The 22,789-nt window shown below is 68.2% G+C and carries 20 protein-coding genes and 1 pseudogene; 14 read left to right on the top strand and 7 right to left on the bottom strand.

Annotated features, from left to right (window positions below):
- Window positions 1-12: 12 nt before the first annotated feature.
- Entirely contained in the window at window positions 13-1,875 is a 1,863-nt protein-coding gene (locus ACFIMZ_RS25405; protein ID WP_431825360.1) for a methyl-accepting chemotaxis protein, read from the bottom strand.
- A 241-nt stretch (window positions 1,876-2,116) separates the two neighbouring features.
- Here ACFIMZ_RS25405 and ACFIMZ_RS25400 point away from each other — a divergent pair, with 241 nt between their 5' ends.
- Window positions 2,117-2,656: a DUF2625 family protein gene (locus ACFIMZ_RS25400; protein ID WP_431825038.1), complete on the top strand. Its 540-nt coding sequence runs from the start codon at window positions 2,117-2,119 to the stop codon at window positions 2,654-2,656.
- Here the strand turns inward: ACFIMZ_RS25400 and ACFIMZ_RS25395 are convergent.
- Window positions 2,625-3,533 (bottom strand): glutamate/aspartate ABC transporter substrate-binding protein, encoded by a 909-nt coding sequence (locus tag ACFIMZ_RS25395; protein WP_431825037.1) that lies wholly within the window; start codon window positions 3,531-3,533, stop codon window positions 2,625-2,627. The genes ACFIMZ_RS25400 and ACFIMZ_RS25395 overlap by 32 nt on opposite strands.
- Before the next feature lie 504 nt (window positions 3,534-4,037).
- On the opposite strand from ACFIMZ_RS25395, the gene ACFIMZ_RS25390 reads away from it, so the two are divergent.
- From ACFIMZ_RS25390 to ACFIMZ_RS25370, 5 genes and pseudogenes are all read left to right on the top strand, one after another.
- A complete protein-coding gene (locus tag ACFIMZ_RS25390; protein WP_431825036.1) occupies window positions 4,038-5,678 on the top strand; it encodes a S8 family peptidase in 1,641 nt (546 codons plus the stop codon).
- Window positions 5,679-5,870: 192 nt separating this feature from the next.
- A pseudogene (locus tag ACFIMZ_RS25385) lies at window positions 5,871-6,014 on the top strand (cupin domain-containing protein); the annotation flags it as partial.
- Window positions 6,015-6,423: 409 nt separating this feature from the next.
- Window positions 6,424-6,582, top strand: coding sequence for a hypothetical protein (locus ACFIMZ_RS25380; RefSeq protein ID WP_431825035.1), 159 nt, complete (start codon window positions 6,424-6,426; stop codon window positions 6,580-6,582).
- Between the two features lie 42 nt (window positions 6,583-6,624).
- Window positions 6,625-9,390: a magnesium-translocating P-type ATPase gene (gene mgtA / locus ACFIMZ_RS25375; RefSeq protein WP_431825034.1), complete on the top strand. Its 2,766-nt coding sequence runs from the start codon at window positions 6,625-6,627 to the stop codon at window positions 9,388-9,390.
- Between the two features lie 76 nt (window positions 9,391-9,466).
- Window positions 9,467-10,210 carry a transporter gene (locus ACFIMZ_RS25370; protein ID WP_431825033.1) on the top strand — a complete coding sequence of 248 codons (744 nt, stop codon included), beginning with the start codon at window positions 9,467-9,469 and terminating at the stop codon, window positions 10,208-10,210.
- A 54-nt stretch (window positions 10,211-10,264) separates the two neighbouring features.
- Here ACFIMZ_RS25370 and ACFIMZ_RS25365 read toward each other — a convergent pair whose 3' ends face one another.
- Window positions 10,265-10,540: a hypothetical protein gene (locus ACFIMZ_RS25365; protein ID WP_060259822.1), complete on the bottom strand. Its 276-nt coding sequence runs from the start codon at window positions 10,538-10,540 to the stop codon at window positions 10,265-10,267.
- Between the two features lie 162 nt (window positions 10,541-10,702).
- The gene (locus tag ACFIMZ_RS25360; protein WP_431825032.1) at window positions 10,703-10,924 is read right to left on the bottom strand and encodes a hypothetical protein; all 222 of its coding nucleotides are present in this window, start codon (window positions 10,922-10,924) and stop codon (window positions 10,703-10,705) included.
- 111 nt (window positions 10,925-11,035) lie between these two features.
- Here ACFIMZ_RS25360 and ACFIMZ_RS25355 point away from each other — a divergent pair, with 111 nt between their 5' ends.
- The 5 genes from ACFIMZ_RS25355 to ACFIMZ_RS25335 all read left to right on the top strand — a co-directional run bounded on the left by ACFIMZ_RS25355 (window position 11,036) and on the right by ACFIMZ_RS25335 (window position 15,892).
- Window positions 11,036-11,911 (top strand): LysR family transcriptional regulator, encoded by an 876-nt coding sequence (locus ACFIMZ_RS25355; RefSeq protein WP_431825031.1) that lies wholly within the window; start codon window positions 11,036-11,038, stop codon window positions 11,909-11,911.
- Window positions 11,912-12,191: 280 nt separating this feature from the next.
- Entirely contained in the window at window positions 12,192-13,256 is a 1,065-nt protein-coding gene (locus ACFIMZ_RS25350) for a serine hydrolase (protein WP_431825030.1), read from the top strand.
- A gap of 93 nt (window positions 13,257-13,349) precedes the next feature.
- The gene (locus ACFIMZ_RS25345; RefSeq protein WP_175551913.1) at window positions 13,350-13,805 is read left to right on the top strand and encodes a MarR family winged helix-turn-helix transcriptional regulator; all 456 of its coding nucleotides are present in this window, start codon (window positions 13,350-13,352) and stop codon (window positions 13,803-13,805) included.
- A gap of 70 nt (window positions 13,806-13,875) precedes the next feature.
- Window positions 13,876-14,439, top strand: coding sequence for an isochorismatase family protein (locus ACFIMZ_RS25340; protein WP_431825029.1), 564 nt, complete (start codon window positions 13,876-13,878; stop codon window positions 14,437-14,439).
- Between the two features lie 13 nt (window positions 14,440-14,452).
- Complete coding sequence (locus tag ACFIMZ_RS25335) at window positions 14,453-15,892, top strand: DHA2 family efflux MFS transporter permease subunit (RefSeq protein WP_431825028.1); 1,440 nt, start codon at window positions 14,453-14,455, stop codon at window positions 15,890-15,892.
- 45 nt (window positions 15,893-15,937) lie between these two features.
- On the opposite strand, the gene ACFIMZ_RS25330 is transcribed toward ACFIMZ_RS25335, so the two are convergent.
- On the bottom strand, window positions 15,938-16,243 hold the full coding sequence (locus ACFIMZ_RS25330; RefSeq protein WP_431825027.1) for a panthothenate synthetase: 306 nt from the start codon (window positions 16,241-16,243) through the stop codon (window positions 15,938-15,940).
- Between the two features lie 172 nt (window positions 16,244-16,415).
- Here ACFIMZ_RS25330 and ACFIMZ_RS25325 point away from each other — a divergent pair, with 172 nt between their 5' ends.
- Window positions 16,416-17,162, top strand: a complete 747-nt coding sequence (locus ACFIMZ_RS25325) for a carbonic anhydrase family protein (RefSeq protein ID WP_431825026.1) — start codon at window positions 16,416-16,418, stop codon at window positions 17,160-17,162.
- 60 nt (window positions 17,163-17,222) lie between these two features.
- Here ACFIMZ_RS25325 and ACFIMZ_RS25320 read toward each other — a convergent pair whose 3' ends face one another.
- Window positions 17,223-18,593 (bottom strand): MFS transporter, encoded by a 1,371-nt coding sequence (locus ACFIMZ_RS25320; RefSeq protein ID WP_431825025.1) that lies wholly within the window; start codon window positions 18,591-18,593, stop codon window positions 17,223-17,225.
- A 639-nt stretch (window positions 18,594-19,232) separates the two neighbouring features.
- On the opposite strand from ACFIMZ_RS25320, the gene ACFIMZ_RS25315 reads away from it, so the two are divergent.
- Window positions 19,233-19,556: a hypothetical protein gene (locus ACFIMZ_RS25315; RefSeq protein WP_042588034.1), complete on the top strand. Its 324-nt coding sequence runs from the start codon at window positions 19,233-19,235 to the stop codon at window positions 19,554-19,556.
- Between the two features lie 15 nt (window positions 19,557-19,571).
- On the opposite strand, the gene ACFIMZ_RS25310 is transcribed toward ACFIMZ_RS25315, so the two are convergent.
- On the bottom strand, window positions 19,572-21,290 hold the full coding sequence (locus ACFIMZ_RS25310) for a SulP family inorganic anion transporter (RefSeq protein ID WP_431825024.1): 1,719 nt from the start codon (window positions 21,288-21,290) through the stop codon (window positions 19,572-19,574).
- Between the two features lie 207 nt (window positions 21,291-21,497).
- On the opposite strand from ACFIMZ_RS25310, the gene ACFIMZ_RS25305 reads away from it, so the two are divergent.
- Window positions 21,498-22,757 (top strand): mechanosensitive ion channel family protein, encoded by a 1,260-nt coding sequence (locus tag ACFIMZ_RS25305; RefSeq protein ID WP_431825023.1) that lies wholly within the window; start codon window positions 21,498-21,500, stop codon window positions 22,755-22,757.
- Window positions 22,758-22,789 lie beyond the last annotated feature (32 nt).

Raw genomic sequence — 22,789 nt, 5'->3', positions numbered from 1 at the left:
CAACGCTCCGCGTCAGCCGTCGACCTTGAACGCCGCCATCAGCCGCGACAGTTCCGCGGCCTGCTGGTTGAGGCTCTCCGCCGCCGCCGCGCTCTGTTCGACCAGCGCCGCGTTCTGCTGCGTCATCTGGTCGAGCGACTGCACCGCGTCCCCGATCTGGTCGATGCCGGCGCTCTGCTCGAGGCTCGCCTCGGCGATCTCGTTCATCAGCGCGCTGACGCCCTGCACCTGCGACACGACATCGCGGATCACCTCGCCGGCCTCGCCGACGAGCCGCGAGCCGACGCTCACCGTCCCGGCGCTGTGCTCGATCAGCACCTTGATCTCCTTCGCCGCCTGCGCGCTGCGCTGCGCGAGGGTGCGCACTTCCGAGGCCACCACCGCGAACCCGCGGCCCTGCTCACCCGCCCGTGCCGCTTCCACGGCCGCATTGAGCGCGAGGATGTTGGTCTGGAACGAAATGCTGTCGATCAGCCCGATGATTTCGGAGATCCGGTTCGACGCGTTGCTGATCTGCTCCATCGTGCTCACCACTTCGCCGACCACCTGCCCGCTGCGCACGGCGGTTTCGGACGCGCCGTTGACCATCCGCGCCGCGGTGCGGGCGGTTTCCGTGTTGTTCTTCACGACGGCGGTGATCTCCTCCATCGACGACGCGGTCCGCTCCAGGTTGCTCGACTGCCCTTCGGTGCGCGCGCTGAGATCCGCGTTGCCCGTCGCGATCTGCGAGGAGCCCGTCGCGATCGATGCGGACGCCGCCCGCACGCGATGGACCAGCGTCGAGAGCGACGACACGAAGCGGTTGAACGCGTCCGACAGCTGCCCGATCTCGTCCTGGCTCTCGACCGTCATGCGGCGGGTGAGGTCTCCCTGCCCGCTGGCGATCTCGGCCAGCAGGATTGCCGCGCGCCGCAGCGGCGCGGCGATCGCCCGGCCGACCAGCAGGATGACTGCCAGCGCCACGCCCAGCCCGGCGACGGTCGCCACCAGCGTGGCGTTCCGGATCGCACGGGTCACGGGCCCGAGCAGTTCCGCCTCCGGCACCTGGACCACGACATAGGCGTTCACCTCGGGAATGAACGACGTCGCGATGAAGCGCGCGCCGTCCTGCCCCGCATAGCTGACGTACGCGTAGGGCTTGCCGGCCAGCAGCACGGCCGACGCATCGCCGGGCAGCCCGGGTTCGTCCCTCATGAAGTGCTTGCCGTCGATCAGCGCGGTATCGCGATGCATCATGATCGCGCCGTCCGGGCGCACGAGATACGCAAAGCCGGTCTCGCCGATCCGATAGGCCGCGATGTTCCGGGCCAGCGCATCCACCGACAGGCTCATGCCGGCCGCGCCGATCGGATTGCCGTCGCGCTCCACGCGCGCATTGATGAACATCATGTAGCCGCCCAGCGTCACGTCGCGGTCCATGTTGACCTCGAACGGCTTGCCGGATGCGAGGAACGCCGTCAGCCACCGATCCTTGTCGCCGAGCTTGCGCTGCAGTCCGGCCTCGGTGAAGTAGTTGCCGCTCGTCGTCGACACCCACTGCACCGACGCCGCCTTCTGCGCCGCCTTCACGTTCTCCGCGAGGCGCACCCAGTTGCGCGTGCCGGCATCGGGCTCGCCTTCGGCCTCCCATTGCAGCAGAAACGCGTCGCCGGCCAGCAGCCGCGACGCCGCGACCGGTCCGGCGAGCTGGCGCTGCACGTCGGCGCGGATGCTGTTCAACGCCGTCGGCAGTTCGTCGTGCACGACGCGCTCGCGCACCGCGCTGCCGATCAGGCGGACGCTCAGCACGCTCGAAATCGCCACGAAGACCAGCAGACAGCTGGTCATGCTGAGAACCAGCTTGCGCTGAATGGAAAGCTTGCGCCAGAAGTGCATGGGGGAATTCATCGATATTTGCTCGGTTGTAGCCAGCACGGGTTATCGGCACGCGCGCGCAGAACGTTATGGCTGAGTGCAAATAGTCGGCATCAGGGATTGAAGATTCTGCGGACGCGTTGCCCATCTTCCCCTCCGTGATTCATGCTGTGCCGGCGCGGTGAACGGTGCCGGCCAATGCTTGCCGAACTGCTACAGTCCGGCCCGGTGCGGACTTTGAACAACGCAGGAGGAGACGGACGTGCGGCCGCTGAACGAACTGGTGAACGAACGGGAGTCGGCACTTCCGTCAGTCATGGAGTGGGCGGCAGCCGCGACGCATCCTTGCGAAATCTTGCCGCCAGCCGATCGGAGCGGCGAAGTTCTTTTGGCGCTGCAGGTCACCACACGATCCCCCTTGGGCGCCATTGCTTATTCGACCGGCGGCATACGGGTGGACAGCGGTTACCTTCGCCTGCTTGGCTCGGGACATCCCAGGCTCACCAGGAACATCGTCGACTGGAACGACGGGCGATCCGCCGGATTTCTATTGATCGCGGATGATGTGGTTGGCGGATTCTTCGCGTTGAATGGGGGCGCGCTTGGAGAAGACGTCGGCTCGATGTACTACCTGGCGCCTGACCAAATCCGCACCTTCAAGACAGCCGTGATCGGGCACGGTCACGCCGCTGCTTCGGCGCTGCCGGGCGGGTCAGCATCGGCGCGCATGCTCGGTTGCGCACACAACGATCCTGCCCGCCCCGCTCAAGTCAATACTGAGCCTGATCCGTCGGATTCTTGAACAGCTGACGCATCTCGGCCGACAGCGGATAGTTCAGGTTCACGCCCTTCGGCGGAATCGGCTGCGTGAACCAGCGGTCGTAGAGCTTCTCCGCATCGCCGGAGGTCTGCATCTTCGCGATCACGCCGTCGACGACGCGCTTGAACGCCGGATCGTCCCTGCGCATCATGCATGCGTAGTTCTCGTGGACGAGCGGCGTGCCCGTGACCGTATACGCGCCCGGATTCCGGTCCTTCGCGAGTTCGCCGTAGAGCAGCGGCTCGTCCATCACGAACGCGACCGCGCGCCCGGTCGTGACGTTCATGAACGCTTCCGCGTGATCCTTCGCGCTGATGATCGTCATGTTCATGCTCTTCTCTTCGTTCAGCTTGCGCAGCAGGCGCTCGTCCGATGTGCCGGCCGTCGTCGCGACCGTCTTGCCCGCCAGGTCCGGAAAGTCCTTCACGCCCGAATCCTTGCGCGTGCTGAAGCGGATGCCGTAGAGAAAGATGCTGTTCGAGAACGCCGCCTGCTTCTGCCGCTCGAGCGTGTTCGTCGTCGATCCGCATTCGAAATCGATCGTGCCGTTCTGCAATAGCGGAATCCGGTTCTGCGACGTGATCGGAATCTCCTTCACCGCGAGGCCGGACAGGTTCAGCTCCGTCTTCAGCTGTTCGACGATGCGCGACGCGATGTCCCGCGAATAGCCGATGTTCTTCTGCTGGTTGTCCGAGTACGAGAACGGCACCGACGATTCGCGGATGCCGAGCGACACGACGCCCGTGTCCTTGATCTTCTTCAGCGTGCCCGTGAGCGCCTGCGCGTGCGCGGCGCCCGCCAGCGCACACGGCAGCGCGAACGACAGCGCGACAGCCAACCACCGGTAGCGACGGTCCATGCCTATCTCCTGACGGATCGTTGATCGAGCTGCGATCGTACGCTCGACAAAATCGCACCGCATCAGGGAAAGCGTAAGGTGGCCGGCCATCGCGCACGCCGCCGCCCGGGCCCCTGCCCGGCCCGTCGCAGCGGCCATGCACCCGGCTTGCTGCGGCGCCGCACCACCCCGGCGGCATGCCGCGTGCCGACCCCGCTGCGCGCAGCCTGACGCCGCCGCCGGCCGGCGCGCACGATCACCCGTTCCAAACGCCCGTTCGTGCGGGTGCGCAGCAACGCTATCGTTTGCGCGGCCGCCATGTTTTCTTTTGAAACCGCTCAAGAAGCGTCCGCGCCGGCCGTTACCCAATGCGTGGCGCGCCGCAGCAACCCTCGCTGGCCGCCCGAGAACAACGAGAAAGGCCGGGCGTTTGCCCAACGCCGCCGCGAAAACGCGGCGGCGACGGAACAACCACCGGCCGACCGCCACTGTCGGCACACCGGCTACCAAAGAGGAACAACCAACATGAGAGCCAAACGTTTCACTCCCGCCGTGGCCCGATTCACGCACGCACGCGCCCTCGCCGGCATGCTGTCCGCGGCGGCCCTGCTGCCGCTCGCCGGTTGCGGCGGCGGCGGTGACGGCAGCGCGACGCCGTCCGCGGCCGCACCCGCACCCGCACCTGCACCTGCGCCCGCCCCGGCGCCCGCGCCGTCGTCGCCCAACAGCACCGCATGCGCTACGCAGCAGGCGTCCACGCAGATGGTGCAACAGGCGATCGCGGCGAACGCGCCGCCGGTCGACCACCTGATCGTCAAGCTGAAAACGTCGACCGCCACGCACGCAATGGCGGCCTCCAACACCCCGTCGCGATTCGACGCCGTGATCCAGCGGGCGATGAACCAATGGGTCGCGCCGACCGGCAGCGCGCGCGCGTACGCGAGCACGACCGGCCACTCGCAGTTGAACGTGCAGGTCGAGCACGCGATGGCAGGCGGCGCGGCCGTGCTGTCGCTCGGCCAGTCCGTCAGCGCCGCCGATGCGGCGGCGCTCGCGCAGATCTTCGCCGCCGATGCCGACGTCGACTACGCGGAGCCGGACAGCCGGATGGGCGTGCGCGACACGCCGACCGATCCGCTGTTCAGCCAGCAGTGGTATGCCACCGATCCGACGGCCGGCATCAACCTGCCCGCCGCCTGGACCCGCACCAAGGGCTCGCCGACCGTCGTGACCGCCGTGCTCGACACCGGCTACCGTCCGCACCCGGATCTCACGCCCAACCTGCTGCTGAAGGGCTACAGCTTCATCACCAACGTCAACACGAGCAACAACGGCCAGGGGCGCGGCCCGGACGCGACCGATCCGGGCGACTGGGTCACGCAGCAGGAGCTCGACAACGCAAACGGCCCGTTCTATCACTGCGCGAGCAGCCCGAGCAACAGCAGCTGGCACGGCACCCGCGTCGCGGGCCTGATCGGCGCCGCCGCGGACAACAACATGGGCATCGCCGGCGTGTCGTGGCTCGGCAAGATCCTGCCGGTGCGCGTGCTCGGCAAGTGCGGCGGCGTGACGAGCGACATCGCCGACGCGATGCGCTGGGCCGCCGGCATTCCGGTCAGCGGCGCACCGACGAACGCGACCCCGGCGAAGGTCATCAACCTGAGCCTCGGCGGCACCGGCGCGTGCAGCCAGACGTTCCAGCAGGCGATCGACGACGTGACCGCGCTGGGCGTGACCGTCGTCGTCGCGGCCGGCAACGACGGTCTGTCGACGGCGTTCGACCAGCCCGCGAACTGCCGCGGCGTGATCGCCGTCGGCGCGAACGACGCGACCGGCCGGCGGGCGTCCTTCAGCAACTTCGGCAGCGACGTCGCGTTGAGCGCGCCCGGCGTCAACATCCTGTCGACGTCGAACAGCGGCACCACCACGCCCGACGCGGACGTCTACGGCCTCGCGGACGGCACGAGCCTCGCGGCGCCGCAGGTGGCGGGCGTCGCGGCGCTGATGCTCGCCGTGAACGGCAACCTCACGCCGGCCCAGATCCAGCAGAAGCTGCAAGGCGGCGCGCGTGCGACGAAACTCGCGGCCGGCACGTCGTGCTCGGCGATGCCCGCCGGTTCGGGCATCCTCGATGCGGGCGCCGCGGTAGCGGCGGCGGCGCAGTAACGCGCTTCGTCGGCGACTCGGCCGTGGACGGGCCTTCGGCGGCATGCCGAAGGCCCGTTTTGTTTCCGCCGCGCGCAGCGTGACCTGGAATCGATCTGACGCGCCGCGCGTCGCGGCTTCGTCGCCGGCGAAGCGTTCGGGCCATTCGAAGGAGCGCCCACGTCCCCTGCCAGCCATCACGCGGATACGCCGCTCGTCGCGGTCCGCCCCGACCGGAAGAGCGACACGGCCCAGCGCCTGCCCTGCTTCGTCCGCATTTCCGCACAAACCGCGGGCGCGACCGGGCTGTCGATGCACATCGTCGTGATCCCGCCCGGCGGACATGCGACGGCGCATGACGCGAGGCCGACGCGGGCGGCAAAAAAAGTCCTACGAAAGGGTTGACGCTTCGCACTGCCGCCCTTTACCATCGCCCCCGTCTAAACACATGGAGTGTTCTGTGAACACCGATGCGAGTTGTAGTTGGTGCTTGACCAACATGACTGCCGCCTGAGGAAACTGCGCAGAGCCTCGTCTTCTGCCGCATCCCGGGAAGCAGGATGCGGCGTCCTTCCGGCCTGACCGGCCAGATTCCCGCCGAATTTTTTTGAACGATACGCGACCGCTCGCGTGGTCGCGCACGCTCGTCCCGCGCGCAGCACTGCTGCGTGCACATTCCGTTCGCGCGCCGTCCGGCGTGCGTGCCGTCACGCACGCACCGCCATCGATCGCCCGCGCCGCCGACCGCCAACCGACAGGAGTGCAGATGAATTCCGACGACAGTAGTCGATTACCGCTCGCCGGCGCGGCCATGCGCGCGGCACGTCCGATCGCGCATCGTGCGCCGGCGGGCGGTCCCCTCTTCACCGATCAACAGCCGATCGCGCCTGACGCGACGCGGCGGGGGGCGTTCGTTCGTCGATAACGTGCGCTCCCCGCCCGCCGCCTCGCGCGCCAGGAGCAACACATGACGCAACGCAACGCATCACACAAGAAACAACGCGGTTTCATCAAGACCGGCAGCGCCGGCCGGCCGGCCGAACCGCACATCATGCGCGCCGCGCAGGAAGCGGCCCGCCCGCTCGACGACACGCTGAAGGCGCTGCGCACCAGCACGCGCGGCCTCACCTACGAGCAGGCCGCCGACCGTCTGCAACTCGACGGCCCGAACGAGATCGCGCACGACAAGCCGCCGCACTGGACTCGCCAGCTGCTGCTGTCGTTCCACAACCCCTTCGTCTACGTGCTGCTGGTGCTCGCCGCGATCAGCTTCTGCACCGACGTCTATTTCGCGGCGCCCGACGATCGCGACTACGTCGGCATGACGATCCTGCTGACGATGGTGACGATCAGCGCGCTGCTGCGCTTCGTGCAGGAATTCCGTTCGCTGCGCGCCGCCGAGAAGCTGAAGGCGATGGTGCGCACGACCGCGACCGTGCAGCGCGCGGTGACCGACACCAGCGAGCCGGCGCGGCGCGAGGTGCCGATGCGCGACGTGGTGGTCGGCGACATCGTGCACCTGTCGGCCGGCGACATGATCCCCGCCGACGTGCGCCTGATCGCGTCCCGCGACCTGTTCATCAGCCAGGCCGTGCTGACCGGCGAAGCGCTGCCGGTCGAGAAATACGACACGCTCGGCGCCGTCGCCGGCAAGTCCGCGAACACGCGTGCGACCGGCGCGGCGAACGACGCATCGCTGTCGCTGCTCGATCTCGAGAACGTCTGCTTCATGGGCACCAACGTCGTGAGCGGCACCGCGACGGCGGTCGTCGTCGCGACCGGCGAAGCCACCTACTTCGGGTCGCTCGCGCGCAACGTCGTCAGCCACAAGCGCATCGAAACCAGCTTCGACCGAGGCGTCGCGAGCGTGAGCTGGCTGCTGATCAAGTTCATGTTCGTGATGGTGCCGATCGTCTTCATGATCAACGGGCTGACCAAGGGCGACTGGCTGAGCGCCCTCACCTTCGCGCTCGCGGTGGCCGTCGGCCTGACGCCCGAAATGCTGCCGATGATCGTCAGCGCGAACCTCGCGCGCGGCGCGGTCGCGATGGCCCGCCGCAAGGTCGTCGTCAAGCGGCTGAACTCCGTGCAGAACTTCGGCGCGATGGACGTGCTCTGCACCGACAAGACCGGCACGCTCACGCAGGACAAGATCATCCTCGAACACCATCTCGACCTGTCCGGCCACAAGAACGAGGAGATCCTGCGGCTCGGCTGGCTGAACAGCTTCCACCAGAGCGGCCAGAAGAACCTGATCGACATCGCGATCGTCACGCGCGCGAACGAGATCGGCGAGCGCGTGAAGCCGCAGGGCTACAAGAAGATCGACGAGCTGCCGTTCGACTTCGTGCGCCGCCGCCTGTCGGTCGTCGTCGAGGACACGCGCGGCACGCACACACTGATCTGCAAGGGCGCCGTCGAGGAAATGCTCGCGGTGTCGACCCACGTGCAGGATGAGGACGGCGTGCGGCCGATCGACTTCGTCGCCCGCAAGCGGCTGATCGAACAGGCGAATGCGTACAACGAGGACGGCTTCCGCGTGCTGGTGCTGGCCACCCGCGCGATCCCGCGCGGCGACGAGCGCGAGCAATACCGCACCGCCGACGAGCGCGACCTCGTCGTGCGCGGCTTCCTGACCTTCCTCGATCCGCCGAAGGAATCGGCCGCGCCCGCGCTCGCCGCATTGCGCGAGAACGGCGTCGCCGTGAAGGTGCTGACGGGCGACAACCCGACCGTCACGATGAAGGTCTGCCGCCAGGTCGGCCTCGAACCCGGCAAGCCGGTGCTCGGCGCCGAAGTCGACGCGCTCGACGACGCGACGCTCGCGCAGGTCGTCGAACGCACGACCGTGTTCGCGAAGCTCACGCCCCTGCAGAAAGCGCGCATCGTCACGGCGCTGCAGGCGAACGGCCACACCGTCGGCTTCCTCGGCGACGGCATCAACGACGCGCCCGCGCTGCGCGACGCCGACGTCGGCATTTCCGTCGACAGCGGCGCGGACATCGCGAAGGAAACCGCCGACATCATCCTGCTCGAGAAGAGCCTGATGGTGCTCGAGGAAGGCGTGATCAAGGGCCGCGAAACATTCGGCAACATTCTCAAGTACCTGAACATGACGGCCAGCTCGAACTTCGGCAACGTGTTCTCGGTGCTCGTCGCCAGCGCGTTCCTGCCGTGGGAGCCGATGCTCGCGACCCAGCTGCTGGTGCTGAACCTCATCTACGACACGTCGCAGATGCTGCTGCCGTGGGACAAGATGGACCCCGAGTTCCTGAAGAAGCCGCGCAAGTGGGAAGCCGGCAACATCAAGCGCTTCATGCTGTGGGTCGGGCCGACGTCGTCGGTGTTCGACATCACCACGTACCTGCTGATGTGGACCGTGTTCGGCGCGGGCGCGCTGTATCACCTGCATGGCGGCTCGAGCGGCCAGATCGTGATGAATTCCGGCTGGTTCATCGAGAGCCTCGTGTCGCAGACGCTCGTCGTGCACCTGCTGCGCACGCAGAAGATCCCGTTCCTGCAGAGCACGGCCGCGCTGCCGGTGCTGCTGTCGACGGTCACGGCGATCGCGATCGGCTGCTGGCTGCCGTTCTCGCCGTTCGCGGAGGCAATCGGCTTCATGCACCTGCCGGGCAGCTACTGGCTGTGGCTCGCGGCGACGATGGTCGGTTACATCCTGCTCGCGCAGACGGTCAAGACGATCTACGTGCGCCGGTACAAGCAGTGGTTCTGATTCCTTGCGCATGAACACCGGCGGCCCCGCGCACGAAGCGCGGGGCCGCCGCGCGCAACGCCTTTCGGGGAATGTCATGAAAAGAATGCTTCCGCTCGCCGTCGCGAGCACCCTCTTCGCGCCGTCGGGCGCATACGCGACCCATCCGCTCGTCAGTGACGATACCGGCACGCAGGGCGACGCGAACTGGCAACTGGAACTGAATGCCGAGGAAACGTCGAAACAGGAAGAGACCGGTCGGCACGGGCTGTGGAACGCGACGTTGACGCGCGGCTTCGGCGATCGCGTCGACCTGTACGTGAACGCACCCTATACGCACGTGCAGACGCGTTCGGACGAGAACGGGGCGGGGTTCGGCGACGTCGAGGTCGGGATGAAATGGCGGTTCGTCGAGCACGGGCCGTTCAGTGTCGCGCTCAAGCCCAGGGTGACGATGCCGACCGGCAACGATCGGCGCGGGCTTGGGACCGGACGTGTCGGCGCCGGCGCGACGCTGCTCGCGCAGGCCGACGTCGCGAAGGTGTCGTTCCTGGCGAATGCGGGGATCACGTACCAGCCGAACCGGCAGGACGAGCTGACGTCGATCTGGCAGGTTTCCGGCGCGGCGCTCTACCGTGCGACGGACAAGCTGCAGCTGGTCGTGGACGTCGGGATGTCACGGAATGCCGAGCCCGGCGCCGGCGCGAATCCGGCGTTCGTGATCGCGGGCGCGATCTATTCGCCGAAACGCTGGCTCGATCTCGACGTCGGATATCGCCGCGGCTTGAACGACCAGACTTACGACCATTCGGTCATGGGCGGGATCACCGCACGGTGGTAAGGCGCCGCGGAATCGCGGCAACCGAAGGCGGGCTGCTTTGGCGGCCCGCCTTTTTTACGTCGCATCGAAGAGCTGCGCGCACAGCGCGCGCCCTTCGTCGGTCAGCGCCGCGCTGCCCGTGCCGTCTTCACGCAAGGTGGTCGTGGTCAGGCCGCTGGCATCGAGCTGCGTCAGCACGCGGCGCAGCGTGCTCATCGGCAACTGCGCGCGCTTCGCGAGCTTCGGCAGCGACCACGGCTTGCCGGCAGGATCGTTGGCGGCTTCGTGCAGCGTCGCGAGGGCCGCGACAAGGGCGGGATCGAGGTCGTCTTCGTGTGATGCGGTGGTCATCGGTTCCGTGCGGCAGAGGTCGTGAACGAGGCTTGCGTCAGGAGCACAGTTCCGCTTCCTGACGGCCATCACAATGCATTTTCCCTGGAGCAAACGGCGATGGCCGACACACTATACCGCTTCCGTCGCAACACGATGCCGCGGGGAACGACGCACCGGCGCTCAGCGGGGCCAATGCCTGCGCGACACGACGGCGAAGCTGATCGCGATCGCGCCTGTCGCTGCGCGAGCGGGCGCGTCGGGTATCGCGTCGCCGAAGCGGACGCGGCGGCCGCGTCCGCCGCGCGGATCGGGACCGCGAACCGGCGCCACGTCGCGCTCGTCGCAGGCGGCGCAGGCGTTCACGGCGGCGGGCTCACCGGCCGCGGAAATCGGGCGCTGCATCGAAGGGTCGCGAGACATGGGGGAAGAGTTCCGAAAAGACATGCCCGTATTGAACGCGTTGGCGATCGATCAGTAAAATGAATGTTTTGACCGATACGATTCTTTTCTGGAATGGAACTGAAACTCCTCAGGACGTTCCTGACGGTGACCGAGCTGCGTCACTTCAGCCGCGCGGCGGACGCGCTGCACATGAGCCAGCCGGCGCTCAGCAAGCAGATCGGCGCGCTGGAGGCGAGCCTCGGCGGCAAGCTGTTCGAACGGGGGCGGCACGGCGCGGAGCTCACGCCGTTCGGCGAGCGCTTCCTGTCCGATGCGCAGGCGCTCGTGCGCGATGCGGACGAAATCCTGTCGCGCGCGCGGGAAGCGAGCAGCGGCCGGCGCGGTCACTTGCGCATCGGCATCTGCCTGTCGGTGCTGACGATCGTGCCGCGGCTCATCGCCGAGTTTCGCCGTCAGCATCCGGACGTCGCCGTCACGCTGAGCGACCTGTCTTCCGCCGAGCAGGCGCGCCGCATGCTGGCCGGCAAGCTGGATGCGGGCTTCATGCGCCTGCCGCCCGGGGACGGCCTGTCGTCGTTCAAGGTGGTCGACGAAGCGCTTGCGCTGGCCCTGCCGCCGCAGCTTCGCCATACGCGCGTGCCGGCCGATCTCGACGTGCTCAATGAAATCGGCTTCATCGCGTTGCAGCGTGCGCGCGGCGCCGGCCTCGCCGCGCAGGTCGACCGGTGGTGCATCGAACGCGGCTTCGTGCCGAACGTGACGCAGCAGGCCGAAGACGTCCAGTCGGTGCTCACGTCGGTCGCCGCGGGCGTGGGGGTCGCATTCATTCCTTCGCGCGCGCAGCATCTGTTGAGGGACGCGACGGTGCTGCCGCTGCCCGGCAAGCACGCGAAGTGGCGCGTCGGGCTCGCGTGGCCGTCGACGCGCGACGATCCCGTGACGTCGCGCTTCGTGTCGTTCGTGCGGGCGGCGATGAAGGGCGCCTGACGCAGCAACCGGTTGCCGCTGCGGGGGCGTCACGCGTCGGCTACGTCACCTTGCGCGTCATGGCCGACGGTCGCGATGTCGGCGATATCGATCCGATCAAACATGCGGGCGACGGGACATGAGATCTCCTGACAAGAAGTTTCGGCATCTTGCCGATCCGAGCGCCGTTTGTCGCGCACCCACGCCGCTGCCCGGCGCGATCGACCTTATAATTTCCCGCATCCCCTGACCGCCTGCGCATTGCACGCCGCCTCGCCGCGCGTGCAAAGGAGACTTTCGATTGACCGGCTTCGTCGCGCGCGTGTCCCGCGCCCGGAACTACCTGCTCATCACCCTTTCGATCCTGATGCTCGCATTCGCCGCGAACGCCTTCGCGCAGCGCGCATCGCACCGTCCCGCACACGGGCATGCGACGGCCGTCAAGAAACCGGCTGCCCATCGCAAGGCCGTCAGGCACCACCGCCCCCGCGCGCGACATCACGCGGTCAAGCACCACGCCGCGCCGGCCCCGCAACACCGTCGCGCGAAACGCGCCGCCGCGACGCGCCCTCGCCCCACGACCTCCCCCCGCCTGCTGGCGAGCTGCGGCTACAACCCGCGCGCGGTCAATGCGCTGCATTCGCGCGCCGCCTACGTGCTCGACGTCCGCACCGGTACGCCGCTGCTGGCCCGCAACGCGCGCACCGTGCGGCCGATCGCATCGATCTCGAAGCTGATGACGGCGGTCGTCGCCCGCGACGCGGACCGCCCGCTGGACGGCATGCTGCGCGTGAGCTCGCACGATCGCGACGCGATCAAGTTCACGCATTCGCGGCTGTCGGTCGGCTCGACGCTGTCGCGCCGCGACATGTACCGCATCGCGCTGATGTCGTCGGAGAACCGCGCGGCGGCCGCGTTGAGCCGCGACTATCCGGGCGGGCGCCCCGCATTCGTGGCCGCGATGAACCGGGAGGCGCGGCGGCTCGGCATGCGCCACACCCGCTTCCGGGAACCGACGGGCCTGTCGCCGCGCAACGTGTCGACGGCCGAGGAACTCGCGCTGCTCGTCGACGCCGCGGCGCGCGACCCGCTGATCCGGCGCTTCTCGACCGCGAAGTCGGGCACCGTCCATCCCGGCGACGGCAAGCTGCTCTACGTCAATTCCGATCCGCTGGTGCGATACGGCCAGTGGCCGATCCAGCTGCAGAAAACCGGCTTCATCAACGAAGCGGGCCATGGCGTCGTGATGCGCGCGCTCGTGCGCGGCCGGCCGCAAACCATCGTGCTGCTCGGCTCGCCGACGCGCGACGGCGTGACGAGCGACGCGCTCAGGATCCGCCGCTGGCTGGCCTGCTCGCTGATGTGATCGCCAACGAAGGCAAGCGTCGCACCGTGCCTTCCCGGCATTTCGCCCGATTCAATTAGACAGTTTAACTTGCAAGTTAAACTGTCTTCTTCTATGATCCGCCCCATGACAAGCTCACGCAAACCCGGCGCCTCCGCCGAAACCGTCGTCGCCGACCTGACGCTGGCCGTCGGCCAGCTCATCCGCCGGCTCCGCTCGGAAGTCGATTCGAGCGGGCTCAACCTGTCGCAGATCAGCGCGCTCGCGCGGCTCGATCAGAACGGGCCGATGACGACCGCCGAGCTTGCCCGCACCGAATCGATGAAGCCGCAGTCGATGAAGGCCATCCTCGCAAGCCTCGAGGAAGAGGGGCTCGTGTCGCGCAAGCCGCATCCGACCGACGGACGCCAGATCCTGTTCCAGCTGACCCGCGCCGGCCTCGATACGCGACGACAGCGCACCGTCGCCAAACGCGCGTGGCTCCAGGCCGCGCTCGCGAAACTCGATCCGGAAGAAATGCAGACGCTCGTCGCCGCGATCCCGCTCATCAGGCGGCTCGGCGACGCGTGAATCCGGCATCCGGAACGCCCATCGCCTGCGCGCGTTCCGCGATGCCTCCTTTGACCCACCGGGAGTCCTCATGAGCGCCACCCTCCTCGATCCGAAATCCGCATTGATCGTCATCGACCTGCAAAAAGGCATCGCCGCCCTCCCCACCGCGCATCCGAGCGCCGACGTGATCCGGCTCGCCGCCGAGCTGGCCGACGCGTTTCGCCGGCGCGGCCTGCCGGTCGTGCTCGTGAACGTGGCCGGCGGCGCGCCGGGCCGCACCGCGCAGCCCGGCCTCAAGGGGCCGTTGCCGCCGGACTGGACCGAGCTCGTGCCCGAGCTGCAACCGCAGCCGCACGATCACGTCGTGACGAAGCGAACCTGGGGCGCGTTTACCGGCACCGGCCTCGACGCGCACCTGAAGGCCGCCGGCGTGACGCAGGTCGTGGTGGCCGGCATCGCGACGAGCATCGGCGTCGAATCCACCGCGCGCCAGGCGTTCGAGCTCGGCTACAACGTGACGCTCGCCGTCGATGCGATGACGGACCTGAACGCGGATGCGCATACCAACAGCATCACGCGGATTTTTCCGCGGCTCGGCGAAACCGCGTCCACGCAGGAAGTCATCGCACTGCTCGGCGCACTCGATGCGTGAGCGCGGTACGGGCATGAACGACGGCGCCGCACGATCCGCTCCCGACCACGCGCGCGCCGCCGACCGGCTCGATCCGTCGGTCTGGAAGGTCAGCGCGGTCGCGGTGCTGGGCTCGCTGCTGGCGCAGCTCGACGCGACGATCGTCAACGTCTCGCTGTCCAGTCTCGCGACGGACCTGCATGCGACGCTATCCGTGATCCAGTGGGTAACGAGCGGCTATCTGCTCGCCCTCACGCTCGTCCTGCCGCTGAACGGCTGGCTGGTGGACCGCATCGGCGCGAAGGCGCTTTATCTGTGGTGCTTCTCCGCGTTCACGCTGTCGTCGGCCCTGTGCGCATTCGCGTGGTCGGCGCCGTCGCTCATCGCGTTTCGCGTGCTGCAGGGCGTGAGCGGCGGATTGCTCGCGCCGATGGCGCAGATGATGATCGCGCGCGTCGCCGGCAAGCAGATGGCGCGCGTCGTCGGCTATGCCGCTGTGCCGGTGCTGATCGCGCCGATCCTCGGGCCGGTCATCGCCGGCGCGATCCTGCAGCATGCGTCGTGGCGCTGGCTCTTTCTCGTGAACCTGCCGGTCGGTGCGCTGGCGCTCGTGCTCGCCGCGCGCTTCCTGCCGAGCGATCGGGACGACACGCTGCGGCGCGAGCTGGACTGGCTCGGCCTCGCGCTGCTGTCGCCGGCGCTCGTGCTGTTCCTGTACGGCGCCGAGCGAATCGGCCTTGGCGTCGGCGTCGCGGCGGTCGCCGCGTCGGTCGCGCTGCTCGCGGCGTTTCTCCGGGTGCAGCGGCGCAAGGGCGAGCACGCGTTGATCGACCTGCGGCTGTTTCGCGGCAAGGTGTTCAGCGCCGCCGCCGGCACGCAGTTCCTGTCGAACGGCGCGCTGTACGCCGGCCAGATGCTGATTCCGGTGTTCCTGATCGACGCCTGCGGACGATCGCCCGGCGAGATGGGCTGGCTGCTCGCGCCGCTCGGTCTCGGCATGCTGGTCACGTATCCGTCGATGGGCGCGTTGACGAGCCGGTTCGGCGTGCGCCGCGTGTCCGCCGGCGGTGCGTTGCTGGCGCTGCTCGCCACGCTGCCGTTCGTGTGGCTCGCCGGTCGCGGGCTCGACCTGGCCATGCTGATGCCCGCGCTGTTCCTGCGCGGCATGGGCCAGAGCGCGGTCGGCACGCCGTCGCTTACCGCGGCGTACGCGTCGATCGACCGGCGCGACCTGCCGATGGCGACGACGTCGCTCAACATCGTCCAGCGTCTCGGCGGCCCGGTGTTCACGACGCTGTGCTCGCTGTTTCTCGCGTGGCGGCTGCAGTCGGCGCCTGCCGGCGACGCCGGCGCGCATGCGTATGCATCGGCGTTCGCGCTGTTGTGCGCGCTGCACGCGTTGACCTTCGTGATGTCGCTCCGATTGCCGCTATGGTCCGACGCTGCCGGCAGCGCGCCGGCCGAATCGCGCTGATCGCGCTGCCTCGACCGTGCGGGCCGGCACGACCCGCACCCTTCGCTACTTCCACTTCGATCCGAGGCTCGCGAGCCCCGCGCGGTCGAGGTCGGCCGGCAGCATCACCACGCGAAACTCGCAATCCGCGTTGAACATCAGGAACCACGGCTCCGCGAGCGCCGGAATCCGTGACGGGTCATCGAGATCGACGATCAGGACGGCGCCGCGCGCGCCGCCCTGCTCAGTGAAGTACACGGCCTCCGGTTTGGTCTCCTCGAGTATTCGCGCAATCACTTCGCCGACGCTGCCGTTTCGCACCAGACCATTGAACGGCTCGTGGGGAATTCGTATGTTGAGAAGCATGCGCATGGTCACCTCCGTGATCGAAACCCCGCATGGGGCTTTCAAAGCATAGGCGCTTTCTTGCGTCGCGCCAGCGCGCCCGCCTCGCGTTTGCCTCACTTGCGCCGCGGCAAGCGCCGCCTATATTGGAGCAATCGTTCGCGACGGATGCCGGTCGCCGCAGAAGAGGAGCGACGCCATGTGCGACACCTTCGAGTATCCGAAGCAATACGGCGGCGCGGGCCGCCGGCGCTTTCTCCGGCTCGCCGGCCTCGCTTCGTTGAGCGGGCTCGCCACCGGCCCGTTCGCAGCGCTGCCGGCACGCGCGGATGCATTGACCAGGGCGCAGCGCGATCGCATGACGCCGGACCAGATCATCGAGGTCATGAAGCAGGGCAACGCGCGCTTCCAGCGGGGCGAGCGCAAGGCCCGCAACTACCTGCGCGAGCAGAAGGCGAGCGCAAGCGGACAGTACCCCGCGGCCGTGCTGCTCAGTTGCATCGACTCGCGCGCGCCGGCGGAAGTGATCATGGATCTCGGCATCGGCGACATCTTCAATTGCCGCGTCGCCGGCAACATCGAGAACAGCGACATCCTCGGCAGCATGGAGTTCGCCTGCAAGCTGTCCGGCGCGAAGGTCGTCGTCGTGATGGGACACACCGCGTGCGGCGCCATCAAAGGCGCGATCGCCAATGCCGAGCTGGGCAACCTCACCGGACTGCTGGCCAGAATCAAGCCCGCCGTCCAGGCCACCCGCTACGACGGCGAGCGTTCCGCGACGAACTATGCGTTCGTGGACGCTGTGGCGCGCAAGAACGTCGAGCTGACCATCGACGGCATTCGTCGGAACAGTCCGGTGCTCGCGGAGCTGGAATCCGCCGGCACGATCAGGATCGTCGGCGCGCTGTACAACCTGGGAACGGGCGCACTGGAATTCCTCGGCTGAGCGTGCCGAGGCCAGCGCCGCTCACACGAAGCGGCCGCCCGGGACCGGCGACAAGCAGCGTCACGTCACCGGCGGCGCATGCCCATGGTCGCCGATGCCGTGCACGTCGTCGTATTCCCGCGAGATGTCCTTGTTCGTGTAATCCCCGAGCCGCGACGCCGCGACCACGCTGATCACCGCGCACACCAGCACATACGCCGCGATCGCATAGCCCGAGTGGTAGTAGGCGAACAGCGCGGTCGCGATCAGCGGCGCCGGCCCGCCGGCGATGACCGACGCGAGCTGGTAGCCCATCGACGCGCCGCTGTAGCGCAGCCGCCCGGTGAACGATTCGGCGATCAGCGCGGCCTGCGGACCGTACATCATCGAATGCGGCACCAGCGACAGCACGATGGCCGCAAAGATCAGCACCGGGTGCTTCGTATCGACCATCGCGAAGTAGAGGAAGCCGAACGCGCCGGCGACGGCGGCCCCGATCACGTACATCTTCCGCCGGCCGATCAGGTCTGACACGTGCCCGAACAGCGGGATCGTGACGAACTCCACCACGGAAGCCGCCAGCACCGCGATCAGCAGCAGGTTGCGCGACGCGCCGAGCGTCGACACGCCATAGGTGAACACGAAGGCCGTGAAGATGTAGAACGGCGCCTGTTCCGCCATGCGGGCGAACGCCGACAGCAGGATGTCCTTCGGCTGGCGGCGCAGCACCTCGAGCATCGGCGCCTTCTCGATGCGGTTCTCGGACAGGAGCCGCGCGAAGATCGGCGTCTCGAGAATGTTCAGGCGGATGTAGAGACCGATCGCGACCAGCACGATGCTGAGGAGGAACGGCACGCGCCAGCCCCACGTGATGAACGCGCTGCCGGAGATCCAGCTCATCGCCAGCACGGCGAGATTCGCGAGGAACAGCCCCGCCGGCACGCCGAACTGCGGCCACGCGGCGACGAAGCCGCGATGCGCGTTGGTGCGCGCCCATTCCATCGACATCAGCACCGAGCCGCCCCACTCGCCGCCGACGCCCACCCCTTGAATGAAGCGCAGCACCGTGAGCGCGATGGCGCCCCAGATGCCGATCACCGCGTAGGTCGGCACGAAGGCCACGGCGAAGGTGGCGAACCCCATCAGCAGCAGCGTGACGATCAGCGTGGCCTTGCGTCCGATGCGATCGCCGTAGTGGCCGAAGATCGCCGCGCCGACCGGGCGTGCGACGAAGCCGACCGCGTAGATCAGGAACGCCTGCAGCGTGCCGACGAGCGGGTGCGACTGGGGGAAGTACAGCTTCGCGAAGACCAGGCCGGTCACCGTGCTGTAGAGGAAGAAGTCATACCATTCGATCGTGGTGCCGACCGTGCTGGCGATCACCGCGCGGCGCAATTGACGCCGGGACTCCTCGTCGGAGAGGGGCGTTGCCCCGGATTGCATGGCGGCCATTTTGCATCCCCTTGGAACAAGGGCAATGGATGTATAGACAATTTTTTCTGCACGGCGTTCAGGACGCCGCGGCGCCGCGGCCGCCGGCATGGCGCTGGAAAAGCGTTCAGGACTGAAACCTTTTGCTCGTCCGGCCGTGGCTCCGCGCATTGGTTCGCCCCGCCTTTCCCGCACTGTCCCGACAGGCGTGGACGCCCTGCATCCGACGCGCACACGGCCGGAACGCGCCGCCCGTGTTCGGTCCGGGCCGGACAAGAGAAAAGACTGCGCGCGGCAAATGGTCCGGCAGGCCGGCCTCCGCACCCTCGCCTCACCGGCGACCGCGCGCGATGTTCCCGCCGTTACGTTACATCCATGAACGATTTCGCCATTGGCCCGGCATGCCGGCCGCGGCGGCACGATGCCGGCGCGCGCCGGGATGCGCGCCGCGTCGCCGCCCGATCGACCGGCCTGCAAGCTTCGGCGGCCATTGCCGACGCCCGGCCGCGCCGCTTCGCACGCGCGTCTTTCGGCACTGGTACGGATTCTGCATCCCGTCCGACACGAGAACGAGCACCGCGCCGCCGATCGGCGCGGATAAGTGAAAACTGCCGGGCCTGTCTGCGGACACGCTCGCCGCACCACAGAACGGGGTCAATCATGGATGCGCTGCCGAACCAGTCAGACGCGCAATTCCAGGCGTTCCTGAACCGGTTGCTCGAGCAACCCAAATCCGCCTGGACCGAAAAGCAGTGGATGGAGCTCGACATGGCGCTCGCGCTGTCCACCCAGATGCTGCAGATCGCCGAGCGCATGCGCGACGGCCAGGCCAATCTCGAGAACAGCCTCGTGCTGCTCAGGTATGCGAAGGTGCTGGACTTCATCCTGTCGTCGCTCGCGGCGCGCCGGGACATCCACCCGCAGACGCTGCGCACGATCTTCCGGCTCGCGAACATCAGGATCGTCGACGAATATCCGGAGTGAGCCGGCCCCGCGCGGCTACAGGCTCCCCGGCTCGTGCGCTTTCGGCTGCACGCCCGCGGCCGCGAGCGCCTCGTGCAGCGTCGCGAAGATGCACGACGCGCCGACGATCTCCACGATGCCGTGCCGCTCCATGTCCGCGCGCAAATAGCGGCTCACCCGGCCGAAGATCACGCCGATCCCGCGCGCACGCAGGCTCCGGACCAGGTCGCTCACCGTGCGCGCCGCCGAATAGTCGACATCGGTGATCGCCCCCGCGTCGACGATGAACCAGCGCGGCGCGACCGGCGCCGCGTCGACGAGCGCGGCGACTTCCTCGGCAAACTGGTGATCGTTCGCGTAGAACAGGTCCGAGCCGAAGCGGTAGACGATCAGGCCCGGCGCCGTCATCGCGCCCGGCCGGGCCGGCACGGGCTGCCACCGCCCGTCGCCGGCCACCGGCTCCAGCACCATCGTATGCGGCCGGTAGCTGTGCCGCACATGCCGCATCAGCGACAGCGCAACGGCCAGCAGGATGCCCTGCTCGACGCCGATCATCACGACCGCCGCGGCCGTCACCAGCGCAAGCGTGAATTCCCCGGGGCTCTCGCGGCGGATCGCGCGCAGGCGCTGCACGTCGATCAGCCCGAGCGCGATCGTGAAGACGATGGCCGCCAGCACGCCATGCGGCAGGTACTGCAGCAGCGGGCTCAGGAACAGCAGCACCACGACCACCACCACGGCGAACGCGAGCTGCCCGACCTGGCTGCGCGTGCCCGCGCCGTCGGCCATCGCCGTCTGCGTCGGACTGCCGTTCACCACGAACGTCCCGCTGAACGCGGCGGCCGCATTCGCCGCGGCGAGCCCGAGGATGTCGGCGTCGGTGTCGACCGCCTCGCGATACTGCTGCGCGAACACGCGCGCCGCCGCCGCGCTCTGCGCGATGATCATCACGAAGCACGAGGCCGCCACCGGCACCAGATCGAGCAGCTGCTGCCACGTGACGGCCGGAAGGCGCAACGCCGGCAAGCCGCCCGCGACCGGCCCGAGCACCGCCACGCCGTGCGCGGAGAAATCGAATGCCCGGCTCGCCGCGATGCTGCCCGCCACCGCGATCATCGGCATCGGCACGCGCGGCAGGACCCGCTTGCAGCCGAGTATCGCGCCGGCCACCAGCGCCGCGAGCGCGAGCGTCGGCAGATGCGTGCGCGCGAGATGCGTGACGACGTACTCCAGCTGGGCGACGCTGCGAGATGACGGCGCCGGCACGGCCATCCCGAGCATGTCGCCGAGCATCGCGATCGACAGCTGCACGCCGACGCCGGCCAGGAAGCCGACCAGCACGGTGCGCGACAGGAAATCGGCGAGAAACCCGAGCTTGAAGATGCGCGCGAGCAGCAGCATCGCGGCGGTCAGCAGCGCGATCATGCCCGCCAGCGCCACGTATTCCGCGCTGCCGAGCGGCGCCATCGCCGACACGCGGCTCGCGAAAATGGTCGCGGTGGCGGAATCGGCGGCGACCACCAGGTGACGCGACGCGCCGAAGATCGCGAACGCGACGAGCGGCAGGAACACCGTATACAGGCCCGTCACCGCGGGCATCCCGGCGATGCGCGCATAGCCGAGCACTTGCGGGATATCCATGAATGCCAGCGAGATGCCCGCGAACACGTCACGGATCGCCGCGCCGCGCTTGATCGGGAAAATGCCCTTGAGCAGGCTCACGCCTGACGACGAACTGCCGTTTGAATCGCTCATGCGTTGAATCGTGTCTGTGCCGGGTGTCTTGCGCATCGTGCCCCGGGCGGGCGGCCGCTGGCAAGTGCGCGCGCAACCAACGGCGCGCGCCCGGCCCGTTCAGGAACCCCGCCGCGCGAAGGCGGTCCCTTTCAAGTACCCTACAATTCGGGCGCACGCCGCGACGCGGCATCGAATCAACGCTTAAAAAGGAACCTGCACCGCCCCATGACCGTGAATGACCTCTGGTTTGCGCCGCTCGTCGGCTCCCTCGTCCTGCTGGCCGCATCGTGCGCGCTCGCTGCCGCCGTCCACTTCCTGCTGTTCCGCGTGGTCGCGCGGCTCGCCCGGCTCTCCGCCACCCGCGTCGACGACGCGCTGTTCGAGTTCGGCGCGTTCAAATGGCTCGCCCGCATCGTCCCGTTCGTCGTGATCAAGTTCGGCCTCGGCATGGTGCCCGGCGTGCCGGCGACGGTCGCGCTGGTCGTCGACAAGGTGCTGTTCGCGCTGATCGCGTTCCTCGTCACGATGACGATCAGCACGACGCTGTCCGCGCTCGAGCACACCTATCGGTCGAGCCGGCGCGACCAGCCGCGCCTGTCGCTGAAGGGCGCGATGCAGCTCGTCAAGCTCGTGATGTTCATCACCGCCGCGCTCGTCGTGATCGGCGAAGCGACCGGCAAGCAGATCGGCCTGCTGCTGTCGGGGATCGGCGCGATGTCGGCCGTCCTGATGCTGATCTTCAAGGACACGCTGCTCGGCCTCGTCGCGGGCGTGCAACTGTCGTCGAACGACATGCTGCGGATCGGCGACTGGATCACGATGCCGTCCGCCGGCGCGGACGGCACCGTCATCGACATCACGCTCAACACCGTCAAGGTCGCGAACTTCGATCACACGATCATCACGGTGCCGACCTGGAAACTGATCAACGAGAGCTACCAGAACTGGCGCGGGATGACCGAGGCCGGCGGACGCCGCATCAAGCGCGTGCTGTTCATCGACGCGACGAGCGTGCGCTTCCTCGACGCCGCCGAGATCGCTCGGCTCGAACGCCTGACGCTGCTGAAGGACTATCTCGGGGAAAAGGCCGACGCGCTCGCGCAATGGAACGGCGCGCTCGGCGCGGACGGCGCATGCCCGGCGAACCGCCGCCAGTTGACGAACCTCGGCACGTTCCGCGCGTATGTGGCGAGCTACCTCGCGCGGCATCCGCGCATCCGCCGCGACATGACCTGCATGGCGCGACAGCTGCCGCTGACCGCCGAAGGCATTCCGCTCGAGCTGTACTGCTTCACCGACACGACGACGTGGGTCGATTACGAGTCGATCCAGTCAGATTTGTTCGATCACCTGATCGCGGTGCTGCCGGAGTTCGGGCTGCGCGTGTACCAGCATCCGTCGGGGTTCGACATGCGGCAGATGACGGCGGCCGCGCCGCGCGCGGCCACCGCGCAGACGGAGCGGGACGCCATGCCGGCCGCCTGACGCCCGCGCCGCGCCGCGCCGCGCCGGCCGGG

Source organism: Burkholderia sp. F1, assembly GCF_050813845.1.
GTDB classification, from domain to species: Bacteria; Pseudomonadota; Gammaproteobacteria; order Burkholderiales; family Burkholderiaceae; genus Burkholderia; species Burkholderia ubonensis.
This window is presented reverse-complemented; position numbering and strand designations above follow the sequence as displayed.

Bases quoted from the DNA above. Each gene is read 5' to 3' on its own strand.
- ACFIMZ_RS25345 (WP_175551913.1), top strand. From the start codon at position 13,350: ATGATCCGCCCCATGACAAGCTCACGCAAACCCGGCGCCTCCGCCGAA.
- ACFIMZ_RS25360 (WP_431825032.1), bottom strand. From the start codon at position 10,924: ATGCAGCGCCCGATTTCCGCGGCCGGTGAGCCCGCCGCCGTGAACGCC.
- ACFIMZ_RS25315 (WP_042588034.1), top strand. From the start codon at position 19,233: ATGGATGCGCTGCCGAACCAGTCAGACGCGCAATTCCAGGCGTTCCTG.
- ACFIMZ_RS25355 (WP_431825031.1), top strand. From the start codon at position 11,036: ATGGAACTGAAACTCCTCAGGACGTTCCTGACGGTGACCGAGCTGCGT.
- ACFIMZ_RS25305 (WP_431825023.1), top strand. From the start codon at position 21,498: ATGACCGTGAATGACCTCTGGTTTGCGCCGCTCGTCGGCTCCCTCGTC.
- ACFIMZ_RS25325 (WP_431825026.1), top strand. From the start codon at position 16,416: ATGTGCGACACCTTCGAGTATCCGAAGCAATACGGCGGCGCGGGCCGC.
- ACFIMZ_RS25335 (WP_431825028.1), top strand. From the start codon at position 14,453: ATGAACGACGGCGCCGCACGATCCGCTCCCGACCACGCGCGCGCCGCC.
- mgtA (WP_431825034.1), top strand. From the start codon at position 6,625: ATGACGCAACGCAACGCATCACACAAGAAACAACGCGGTTTCATCAAG.
- ACFIMZ_RS25380 (WP_431825035.1), top strand. From the start codon at position 6,424: ATGAATTCCGACGACAGTAGTCGATTACCGCTCGCCGGCGCGGCCATG.
- ACFIMZ_RS25405 (WP_431825360.1), bottom strand. From the start codon at position 1,875: ATGCACTTCTGGCGCAAGCTTTCCATTCAGCGCAAGCTGGTTCTCAGC.
- ACFIMZ_RS25310 (WP_431825024.1), bottom strand. From the start codon at position 21,290: ATGAGCGATTCAAACGGCAGTTCGTCGTCAGGCGTGAGCCTGCTCAAG.
- ACFIMZ_RS25365 (WP_060259822.1), bottom strand. From the start codon at position 10,540: ATGACCACCGCATCACACGAAGACGACCTCGATCCCGCCCTTGTCGCG.
- ACFIMZ_RS25340 (WP_431825029.1), top strand. From the start codon at position 13,876: ATGAGCGCCACCCTCCTCGATCCGAAATCCGCATTGATCGTCATCGAC.
- ACFIMZ_RS25370 (WP_431825033.1), top strand. From the start codon at position 9,467: ATGAAAAGAATGCTTCCGCTCGCCGTCGCGAGCACCCTCTTCGCGCCG.
- ACFIMZ_RS25330 (WP_431825027.1), bottom strand. From the start codon at position 16,243: ATGCGCATGCTTCTCAACATACGAATTCCCCACGAGCCGTTCAATGGT.
- ACFIMZ_RS25395 (WP_431825037.1), bottom strand. From the start codon at position 3,533: ATGGACCGTCGCTACCGGTGGTTGGCTGTCGCGCTGTCGTTCGCGCTG.
- ACFIMZ_RS25390 (WP_431825036.1), top strand. From the start codon at position 4,038: ATGAGAGCCAAACGTTTCACTCCCGCCGTGGCCCGATTCACGCACGCA.
- ACFIMZ_RS25320 (WP_431825025.1), bottom strand. From the start codon at position 18,593: ATGGCCGCCATGCAATCCGGGGCAACGCCCCTCTCCGACGAGGAGTCC.